This is a genomic window from Streptomyces sp. NPDC058877 (assembly GCF_042742855.1).
GTDB lineage: Bacteria > Actinomycetota > Actinomycetes > Streptomycetales > Streptomycetaceae > Streptomyces.
Genome location: NZ_JBHYMF010000240.1, coordinates 1 through 9,352, shown reverse-complemented (window position 1 = coordinate 9,352; position 9,352 = coordinate 1). Strand labels below are relative to the sequence as shown.

9 protein-coding genes are annotated in these 9,352 nt (G+C 68.9%); 6 read left to right on the top strand and 3 right to left on the bottom strand.

Going from position 1 to position 9,352, the window contains the following annotated elements:
• Positions 1-112: 112 nt before the first annotated feature.
• Entirely contained in the window at positions 113-2,368 is a 2,256-nt protein-coding gene (locus tag ACFW2Y_RS32305) for a (Fe-S)-binding protein (protein WP_384886188.1), read from the bottom strand.
• Between the two features lie 107 nt (positions 2,369-2,475).
• The gene (locus ACFW2Y_RS32300) at positions 2,476-2,964 is read right to left on the bottom strand and encodes a sugar transferase (protein ID WP_384886187.1); all 489 of its coding nucleotides are present in this window, start codon (positions 2,962-2,964) and stop codon (positions 2,476-2,478) included.
• A 247-nt stretch (positions 2,965-3,211) separates the two neighbouring features.
• Here ACFW2Y_RS32300 and dnaK point away from each other — a divergent pair, with 247 nt between their 5' ends.
• The 4 genes from dnaK to ACFW2Y_RS32280 are packed head-to-tail and all read left to right on the top strand — an operon-like array spanning position 3,212 to position 7,351.
• A complete protein-coding gene (gene dnaK / locus ACFW2Y_RS32295; protein WP_384886184.1) occupies positions 3,212-5,050 on the top strand; it encodes a molecular chaperone DnaK in 1,839 nt (612 codons plus the stop codon).
• Entirely contained in the window at positions 5,047-5,694 is a 648-nt protein-coding gene (grpE, locus tag ACFW2Y_RS32290; protein WP_384886181.1) for a nucleotide exchange factor GrpE, read from the top strand. Before dnaK ends, grpE begins: the two co-directional genes overlap by 4 nt.
• Before the next feature lie 33 nt (positions 5,695-5,727).
• Positions 5,728-6,903, top strand: a complete 1,176-nt coding sequence (gene dnaJ, locus ACFW2Y_RS32285) for a molecular chaperone DnaJ (RefSeq protein WP_384886178.1) — start codon at positions 5,728-5,730, stop codon at positions 6,901-6,903.
• 4 nt (positions 6,904-6,907) lie between these two features.
• On the top strand, positions 6,908-7,351 hold the full coding sequence (locus ACFW2Y_RS32280) for a heat shock protein transcriptional repressor HspR (protein ID WP_384886176.1): 444 nt from the start codon (positions 6,908-6,910) through the stop codon (positions 7,349-7,351).
• A gap of 261 nt (positions 7,352-7,612) precedes the next feature.
• Here the strand turns inward: ACFW2Y_RS32280 and ACFW2Y_RS32275 are convergent, their stop codons facing one another.
• Complete coding sequence (locus ACFW2Y_RS32275; RefSeq protein WP_384886173.1) at positions 7,613-8,596, bottom strand: helix-turn-helix transcriptional regulator; 984 nt, start codon at positions 8,594-8,596, stop codon at positions 7,613-7,615.
• Between the two features lie 127 nt (positions 8,597-8,723).
• Between ACFW2Y_RS32275 and ACFW2Y_RS32270 the strand changes: the two genes are divergently transcribed.
• Positions 8,724-8,963, top strand: a complete 240-nt coding sequence (locus tag ACFW2Y_RS32270) for a 5'-nucleotidase (RefSeq protein WP_384886171.1) — start codon at positions 8,724-8,726, stop codon at positions 8,961-8,963.
• Entirely contained in the window at positions 8,960-9,277 is a 318-nt protein-coding gene (locus ACFW2Y_RS32265; protein WP_384886169.1) for a (2Fe-2S)-binding protein, read from the top strand. Before ACFW2Y_RS32270 ends, ACFW2Y_RS32265 begins: the two co-directional genes overlap by 4 nt.
• The last annotated feature ends 75 nt before the right edge of the window (positions 9,278-9,352 follow it).

Here is a 9,352-nt window from a genome sequence, read left to right as displayed (position 1 = left end):
GCGAACCGTTCCAGTACGTCGCGGAGCTGGTCCTCGGGCCGGTCACTGTAGACGTAGGCGCCCGCCCACAGTTCGCGCCGGCGCAGCAGGCCGCGCCCCTCGCGGTCCGGGCTCAGACGGCCGGCGTCGGCTCCTCGGCGGCCGGCTCCTCCGGCTCCACCGGGGTCTTCACCGAGTCGAGCAGCAGCTGGGCCACGTCGACGACGGTGACGGACTCCTTGGCCTTGCCCTCGTTCTTCTTGCCGTTGACCGAGTCGGTCAGCATGACCAGGCAGAAGGGGCAGGCGGTGGAGACGATGTCCGGGTTGAGGGACAGGGCCTCGTCGACGCGCTCGTTGTTGATGCGCTTGCCGATCCGCTCCTCCATCCACATCCGGGCGCCGCCGGCGCCACAGCAGAAGCCGCGCTCCTTGTGGCGGTGCATCTCCTGCTGGCGCAGGCCGGGCACCTTGTCCATGATCTCGCGCGGCGGCGTGTAGACCTTGTTGTGGCGGCCCAGGTAGCAGGGGTCGTGGTAGGTGATGAGGCCTTCGACCGGGGTCACCGGGATCAGCCTGCCCTCGTCGATGAGGTGCTGGAGCAGCTGGGTGTGGTGGATGACCTCGTAGTCGCCGCCGAGCTGCGGGTACTCGTTGGCGATGGTGTTGAAGCAGTGCGGGCAGGTCGAGACGATCTTCTTGGCCGACTTCGGCTTCTTCGTCGACTCGTCCTCGTCGTCCTCGCCGAAGGCCATGTTCAGCATCGCGACGTTCTCCTGGCCGAGCTGCTGGAAGAGCGGCTCGTTGCCCAGGCGGCGCGGGGAGTCACCGGTGCACTTCTCCTCGCCGCCCATGATCGCGAACTTGACGCCCGCGATGTGCAGCAGCTCGGCGAAGGCCTTGGTGGTCTTCTTGGCGCGGTCCTCCAGGGCGCCGGCGCAGCCGACCCAGTACAGGTAGTCGACCTCGGAGAGGTCCTCGACGTCCTTGCCGACGATCGGGACCTCGAAGTCGACCTCCTTGGTCCACTCGACCCGCTGCTTCTTGGCCAGGCCCCAGGGGTTGCCCTTCTTCTCCAGGTTCTTGAGCATCGTGCCCGCCTCGGACGGGAACGCCGACTCGATCATGACCTGGTAGCGGCGCATGTCGACGATGTGGTCGATGTGCTCGATGTCGACCGGGCACTGCTCGACGCAGGCGCCGCAGGTGGTGCAGGACCACAGGACGTCCGGGTCGATGACGCCGTTCTCCTCGGCGGTGCCGATCAGCGGGCGCTCGGCCTCGGCGAGGGCCGCGGCCGGAACGTCCTTGAGCTGCTCCTCGGTGGCCTTCTCGTCGCCCTCCATGGTCTTGCCGCCGCCCGCGAGCAGGTACGGCGCCTTGGCGTGCGCGTGGTCGCGCAGCGACATGATGAGGAGCTTCGGGGAGAGCGGCTTGCCGGTGTTCCAGGCGGGGCACTGCGACTGGCAGCGACCGCACTCGGTGCAGGTGGAGAAGTCGAGGATGCCCTTCCAGGAGAACTGCTCGACCTGGGAGACGCCGAAGACGGCGTCCTCGGCCGGGTCCTCCCAGTCGATCTCCTTGCCGCCGGTGGTCATCGGCTGGAGCGCGCCGAGGGCGGTGGACCCGTCGGCGTTGCGCTTGAACCAGATGTTCGGGAAGCCGAGGAAGCGGTGCCAGGCGACGCCCATGTTGGTGTTGAGGGAGACCGTGATCATCCAGGTGAAGGACGTGACGATCTTGAGCGCCGCGAAGAAGTAGGTGAGGTGCTGGATCGTGCCCAGGTCCAGGCCGTCCAGGAGCGCGATCAGCGGGTACGAGGCGAAGAAGCCCGGCTCCCAGCCGGTCACGTGGTGCTGGACGCCTTCGAGGGCGCGGAGGGTCATGATGCAGACGCCGACGATGAGGATGACGGCCTCGACGAAGTACGCCTGACCGGTCTTGGAGCCGGCGAAGCGGGACTTGCGGCCGGCCTTGTTCGGCGTGCTCAGCTGACGGATGACGATGAGGGTCACGATGCCGAGGACCGTCATCAGGCCGAGGAACTCGGTGAAGATCTCGTACGGCAGCCAGTCGCCGATGATCGGGATCAGCCAGTCGGCCTGGAAGAGCTGGCCGAAGGCGTTCACGATGGTGAGGAGCAGGGAGAAGAAGCCCACCGCCACGAACCAGTGCGCGAAGCCGACGATCCCCCAGCGGTTCATGCGCGTGTGGCCGAGGAATTCCTTGACCAGCGTGATGGTGCGCTGCTTGGGGTCACCGGTGCGCGTGCCGGCCGGTACCGGCTGACCGAGCCGCACGAAGCGGTAGATCTGCACGGTGGCGCGGCCGAACAGCGCGACGGCCACCACCGTGATGGCGATCGACACGATGATCGCGGCGAGTTGCATGACGGGCTCCTCGGGCGGGCCTACTAAGCGGTAACTTATTGAGTTCCTGCTGAGATTACCCGTTCGCGGCGCCGCACTGTAGCGGCGCCCGCGGTGATGTGTGTCGCTCAGGCAAACCTTGCCGTGCGACGCCTGCGGACTGCTGGAAGCGTACGCGCAAGGATCAGCAGGTCCATTCCCAGCCAGTGGTGGTCCACATAGTGGAGGTCCAGCAGCTCGCGTTCCTCCCACGGCAGGTCCGAACGGCCGCTGATCTGCCACGGACCGGTGAGTCCCGGGCGCACGGAGAGCCGGCGCCGGCCCTCGCCCGTGCACTCGCGGTGGGTCGGGCTCAGCGGGCAGGGGCCGACGAGCGACATCCGGCCCGCCACGACGTGCAGGAGCAGGGGCAGCGCGGCCAGCGGGCCCCTGGTCCGGAAGGTCAGCATCGTGAAGGGCCGTCCCGCCAGCCCGGCCACCGTCCGGCGCCGCAGCACGGTGCGCTCCGAGGGCGTCGAGCGGAGTGCGGTCGAGAGCGCGACGGCGGCGGCCAGGGGGGAGAGGAGGACGAGGAGGGCCAGTCCGCCCGTCAGGTCGAGCACGCGCTTCGCCGCCATGGGCCCCTACCCTCCGACAAGAATCATGGGATATTCGTGGGATATGCCTGCTTTGCCCGGCAGGGGGCCTTCGGACTCTCTCACGCCGCACCTCGCCCGCACCGGCATTGACGCGCTCACACCCCCTCTTTGAGTGACGCTGCGGACGAAGACTTGAGTCGAGTCCGCTCAAGTCTGTTGACGTGCTCCCCTTCCTCGTGCATCCTTGAGTCAGTTCCACTCAAGTCAGTCAGCTGGAGGAATCGAAATGGCACGTGCGGTCGGCATCGACCTGGGCACGACTAACTCCGTCGTCAGCGTTCTGGAAGGCGGCGAGCCCACCGTCATCACCAACGCCGAGGGCGCCAGGACCACGCCGTCCGTCGTCGCCTTCGCGAAGAACGGCGAGGTGCTCGTCGGCGAGGTGGCCAAGCGTCAGGCCGTCACCAACGTCGACAGGACCATCCGGTCGGTCAAGCGCCACATGGGCACCGACTGGAAGATCGACATCGACGGCAAGAGCTTCAACCCGCAGCAGATGAGCGCCTTCATCCTGCAGAAGCTCAAGCGCGACGCCGAGGCCTACCTGGGCGAGAAGGTCGTCGACGCGGTCATCACCGTCCCCGCGTACTTCAACGACTCCGAGCGCCAGGCCACCAAGGAGGCCGGCGAGATCGCGGGCCTCAACGTCCTGCGCATCGTCAACGAGCCGACCGCCGCCGCCCTGGCGTACGGCCTGGACAAGGACGACCAGACGATCCTCGTCTTCGACCTCGGTGGCGGCACCTTCGACGTGTCCCTCCTGGAGATCGGTGACGGCGTCGTCGAGGTGAAGGCCACCAACGGTGACAACCACCTCGGTGGTGACGACTGGGACCAGCGCGTCGTCGACTACCTGGTGACGCAGTTCCAGAACGGCCACGGCGTGGACCTGGCCAAGGACAAGATGGCCCTCCAGCGCCTGCGCGAGGCGGCCGAGAAGGCGAAGATCGAGCTCTCCTCCTCGACCGAGACCACGATCAACCTGCCCTACATCACGGCCTCCGCCGAGGGCCCGCTGCACCTGGACGAGAAGCTCACGCGCGCCCAGTTCCAGCAGCTCACCTCCGACCTGCTCGAGCGCTGCAAGGTGCCGTTCCACAACGTCATCAAGGACGCGGGCATCCAGCTCAGCGAGATCGACCACGTCGTCCTCGTCGGTGGCTCGACCCGCATGCCGGCCGTCGCCGAGCTCGTCAAGGAGCTGACCGGTGGCCGCGAGGCCAACAAGGGCGTCAACCCGGACGAGGTCGTCGCCATCGGCGCCGCGCTCCAGGCCGGTGTCCTCAAGGGCGAGGTCAAGGACGTCCTGCTCCTCGACGTGACCCCGCTGTCCCTCGGCATCGAGACCAAGGGCGGCATCATGACCAAGCTCATCGAGCGCAACACCACGATCCCGACCAAGCGGTCCGAGATCTTCACGACGGCCGAGGACAACCAGCCGTCCGTGCAGATCCAGGTCTACCAGGGCGAGCGCGAGATCGCGGCGTACAACAAGAAGCTCGGCATGTTCGAGCTGACCGGTCTGCCGCCGGCGCCGCGCGGCGTCCCGCAGATCGAGGTCGCCTTCGACATCGACGCCAACGGCATCATGCACGTGACCGCGAAGGACCTGGGCACGGGCAAGGAGCAGAAGATGACCGTCACCGGCGGCTCCTCGCTGCCGAAGGACGAGGTCGACCGGATGCGCCAGGAGGCCGAGCAGTACGCGGAGGAGGACCACCGCCGCCGCGAGGCCGCCGAGTCCCGCAACCAGGGCGAGCAGCTCGTCTACCAGACGGAGAAGTTCCTCAAGGACAACGAGGACAAGGTCCCGGGCGACGTCAAGACCGAGGTCGAGGGCGCTCTCGCCGAGCTGAAGGAGAAGCTCAAGGGCGAGGACACCGGCGAGATCCGCACCGCCACCGAGAAGGTCGCGGCCGTCTCGCAGAAGCTCGGCCAGGCCCTGTACGCCGACGCCCAGGCCGCCGGCGGCGACGCGGGTGCAGCCCCCAAGGGCGGCGCTGACGACGACGTCGTCGACGCCGAGATCGTCGACGAGGACAAGCCGAAGGGCGGCCAGGCGTGACCGAGGAGACCCCGGGCTTCGAGGAGAAGCCCGACGTCCCCTCCGGCGCCACGCCTGACGACGCCGCCGAGGCCGTCGAGAACTCCACCGAGGAGGACTCGACGGCCCCGGCCGGGGACGCGAGCAGCCAGAAGTCGGCCGGTACGGCGGGCCTCACGGCCCAGCTGGACCAGCTGCGCTCCGCGCTCGACGAGCGCACCGGCGACCTGCAACGGCTCCAGGCCGAGTACCAGAACTACCGCCGCCGCGTGGAGCGGGACCGGGTCACGGTCAAGGAGATCGCCGTCGCGAGCCTCCTGTCCGAGCTCCTTCCCGTCCTCGACGACGTCGGCCGGGCCCGGGACCACGGAGAGCTCGTGGGCGGGTTCAAGTCGGTGGCGGAATCGCTGGAGACCGTCGTCGCCAAGATGGGTCTGCAGCAGTTCGGCAAGGAGGGCGAGCCCTTCGACCCGACGATCCACGAGGCCCTGATGCACTCGTACGCGCCGGACGTCACCGAGACGACCTGCGTGGCGATCCTGCAGCCGGGGTACCGGATCGGCGAGCGGACCATCCGGCCCGCCCGCGTGGCCGTCGCCGAGCCCCAGCCGGGGGCGCAGGCCAAGGCCGAGGAGTCGGACGACTCCGAGAACGACAACGAGTAACAGCCGTACCCGTACGCGGGAGGAGGGACGTCGATGAGCACGAAGGACTTCGTCGAGAAGGACTACTACAAGGTTCTCGGCGTCCCCAAGGACGCCACCGAGGCGGAGATCAAGAAGGCGTACCGGAAGCTCGCCCGCGAGAACCATCCGGACGCCAACAAGGGCGACGCCAGCGCCGAGGCCCGCTTCAAGGAGATCTCCGAGGCGAACGACGTCCTCGGCGACCCCAAGAAGCGCAAGGAGTACGACGACGCCCGCGCCCTCTTCGGCAACGGCGGCTTCCGGGCCGGCGGCCCGGGCGGCGGCTCCTTCAACTTCGACCTGGGCGACCTCTTCGGGGGAGCCCAGGGCGGGGCCGGTGGCTTCGGCGGCGGTGGTGGCGGCATCGGGGACGTCTTCGGCGGTCTGTTCAACCGGGGCGGGGGTGCGGGCACCCGCACCCAGCCGCGCCGCGGCCAGGACATCGAGTCCGAGGTGACGCTCAGCTTCACCGAGGCCATCGAGGGCGCCACCGTGCCGCTGCGGATGTCCAGCCAACAGCCGTGCACGGCGTGCTCGGGCACCGGCGACAAGAACGGCACGCCCCGGGTGTGCCCGACCTGCGTCGGCACCGGCCAGGTCTCGCGCGGCAGTGGCGGCGGCTTCTCGCTGACCGACCCCTGCGTGGACTGCAAGGGCCGCGGCCTCATCGCCGAGAACCCCTGTGAGGTCTGCAAGGGCAGCGGCCGGGCCAAGTCCTCCCACACCATGCAGGTCCGCATCCCGGCCGGCGTGAGCAACAACCAGAAGATCCGGCTGCGCGGCAAGGGAGCGCCGGGCGAGCGCGGCGGGCCCAACGGCGACCTGTACGTCGTCGTGCACGTCGACGCCCACCCGGTCTTCGGCCGCAAGGACGACAACCTCACCGTCACGGTGCCGATCTCCTTCACGGAGGCGGCGCTCGGCGGCGAGATCAAGGTGCCGACCCTCGGCGGTCCCGCGGTCACCCTGAAGCTGCCCGCGGGCACCCCGAACGGCCGGACCATGCGGGCCCGGGGCAAGGGCGCGGTCCGCAAGGACGGCACCCGCGGCGACCTCCTCGTGACGGTCGAGGTCGCGGTGCCGAAGGAGTTGGACGACAAGGCACGCGAGGCCCTGGAGACCTTCCGCGAGGCGACGACCTCCGAGGACCCGCGGGCCGCGCTGTTCCAGGCGGCGAAGGGAGCGTGACGCGGTGGAAGGACGCCGACGCAATCCGTACGAACTGACCGACGAGTCACCGGTGTACGTCATCTCGGTGGCGGCGCAGCTCTCCGGCCTGCACCCACAGACCCTGCGGCAGTACGACCGGCTCGGCCTGGTCTCCCCTGACCGCACGGCGGGGCGCGGGCGGCGCTACTCGGCCCGCGACATCGAGCTGCTCCGTCAGGTGCAGCAGCTGTCGCAGGACGAGGGCATCAACCTGGCCGGAATCAAGCGGATCATCGAACTGGAGAACCAGGTCGCCGCGCTCCAGGCCCGGGTGGCCGAGCTGTCGGCGGCGGTCGAGGGTGCGGCGGCGACGCTGCGCCAGCGCGAGGCCCAGGTCCATGCCTCGTACCGGCGGGACCTGGTTCCGTACACCGACGTGCAGCAGGCGAGCGCCCTGGTGGTGTGGCGCCCGAAGCGCGGCGAGTAGTCCTTCACCGGCTGGTGTCCGAGGCCCCCTCCCCATGGGCGGAGGGGGTCTCGGTCGTGTGCTCGGGGCCGGCCCGGTGGCGATTTCGGCGGCCGTCCGTCACCGGAGCCGTGCGCTCGTTCCGAACGCGGCTGCGGCTGCGGCTGCGGCTGCGGCTGTGGCTGTGGGGTGGGGTGGGGCTGTGGGGCGGGGCGCGGTCGACGGGGGACGATCCGTGCGCCCGTCGTCCGTGCGTCCGTCGATCCGTGCGCACGCGGTCGGTCAGTCGTCCCGTTCGAGGATGCCGGACTGGGCGATGAGGTAGCCGAGTTGGGCGCGGCTGCCGCTGCCGAGCGCAGCGGCGAGCTTTGCGATGTGTGCCCGGCAGGTCCGCACGTTCATGCCGAGCCGGCGGGCGATGGCCTCGTCGACGTGGCCCTCGACGAGGAGCCGGGCGATGGAGTGCTGGACGCCGCTGATCCCTTCCCGCGGCTGGGCGTTGGGGAGCTGCTCGCCGAACGGGGTGGCCCGCGCCCAGGACTGCTCGAAGACCGATGCCAGGTACTCGACCAGGCCGGGATGGCGCAGTTCCAGGGCGACCTGGCGATCCTGTCGTGCCGGTATGAGCGCCACCGAGCGGTCGATGATGATGAGCCGCTCGATGCTCTCCTCCAGGGTGCGGACCTGGAGCCGGTCCATTCCGGCCTGTTCGAGGTAGACCTGCATGCCGGGACTGTGCCGTGCGGTGTGCTGGTAGAGCGTGCGCACGTGGACCCCGCGGTCGAGCAGCGGTTGGATCCTGTTGAGGGCGGTGTTGAGCGTGTGCTCGCTGCGCGCGCCGCCGGGTTGGATGGTGAGGAGTTCCTGGGAGCACTCGGCGGTGACCCGGCTCAGCACGGCGTCTATGCGGTGGATGCCTTCGAGGACGGTGATGGCGTGGGTGGTCGACGGGTCCTGGGCGCTGATCGCCATGAACTGCTCGAAGGTGCTGGACAGCCCCATGGCCAGGGCGCGCCGCTCCTGGATCTCGCGTTCCAGGGGATGGACGAGCCGGGCGAGCGCGGCCGAAGGTGGAACCGGACGGAGCCACACCGGGTCGTCGGGATCCGGATGGAGCAGGTCGAGGTCCATGAGGCAGGGAGTGGCTTCTGCCTCACTCCTTGTGATTCGCCCGATGCGCAACGCACGTGCGTACAAGTCCGATCCGACGGTACAGAGGTCGACATGCCCGTGAGGATGTGCGTTGGATGTGTCATTTTGAGCCATTTGTACACCCCCCAGGATCCTGTATTTCAGGAACATGATGCATTGCCCCAGTGGTGTGCGCGCAAAGAGTGAGCCATCGTCTAAGGCGCGGGGGAGAGGAAACCATCAAGTGAGGTCGAAGCTGCTCATGTCCAGGAAAATGCTTCGCTCGATACTTGCTTCCGTCTTCATAGGGGCGGCAGCAGCAGGAGCGCTGGCCGTCGGCGACCCGGTGTGGGACAGCGAGCCCGCCAAGGTGGCCGCAGCCCCGAACGACCCGGTGTGGGACGTCACTCCGGCGCGGCAGACCGACCCGGTGTGGGACGTCACTCCGGCGCGGCAGACCGACCCGGTGTGGGACTCCGCCCCGGCGAACGAGGAAGCATGACGGTCCCGCCGGACGACCCCAGGTTCCGCCGGGAGATGGCCTCGGCCTATCGATCCGGCTGGCACTTCGTCGATCTCGCCACGGCCATCCCCCACCGTGGCGACTCGCTGAAGATCACGCTCTTCGGAGAGCCCGTCGTCGTTGCGCGAGAGCACGACGAGGACGTCCGGGCCTACCGCTGTCTGCGGCGCCCCCGGGGCGCTCCTCAGCCCATCCGGTGCGCCATCCGGTACGGCATGATCTTCGTCAATCTCGACCAGCGGGACCACCAGCTGATCGAACCCGAGACCATGGCCACCCCCCGCAGTGCCTGAGCGATTCCCCCGTCGTTGTAGATCGCTCAGGTGCTTCCCCCACACAGCGGCGCCATCGCGGACCTGAAACGCGAT

Bases quoted from the DNA above. Each gene is read 5' to 3' on its own strand.
- ACFW2Y_RS32305 (WP_384886188.1), bottom strand. From the start codon at position 2,368: ATGCAACTCGCCGCGATCATCGTGTCGATCGCCATCACGGTGGTGGCC.
- ACFW2Y_RS32300 (WP_384886187.1), bottom strand. From the start codon at position 2,964: ATGGCGGCGAAGCGCGTGCTCGACCTGACGGGCGGACTGGCCCTCCTC.
- dnaK (WP_384886184.1), top strand. From the start codon at position 3,212: ATGGCACGTGCGGTCGGCATCGACCTGGGCACGACTAACTCCGTCGTC.
- dnaJ (WP_384886178.1), top strand. From the start codon at position 5,728: ATGAGCACGAAGGACTTCGTCGAGAAGGACTACTACAAGGTTCTCGGC.
- ACFW2Y_RS32275 (WP_384886173.1), bottom strand. From the start codon at position 8,596: ATGGCTCAAAATGACACATCCAACGCACATCCTCACGGGCATGTCGAC.
- ACFW2Y_RS32270 (WP_384886171.1), top strand. From the start codon at position 8,724: ATGTCCAGGAAAATGCTTCGCTCGATACTTGCTTCCGTCTTCATAGGG.
- ACFW2Y_RS32265 (WP_384886169.1), top strand. From the start codon at position 8,960: ATGACGGTCCCGCCGGACGACCCCAGGTTCCGCCGGGAGATGGCCTCG.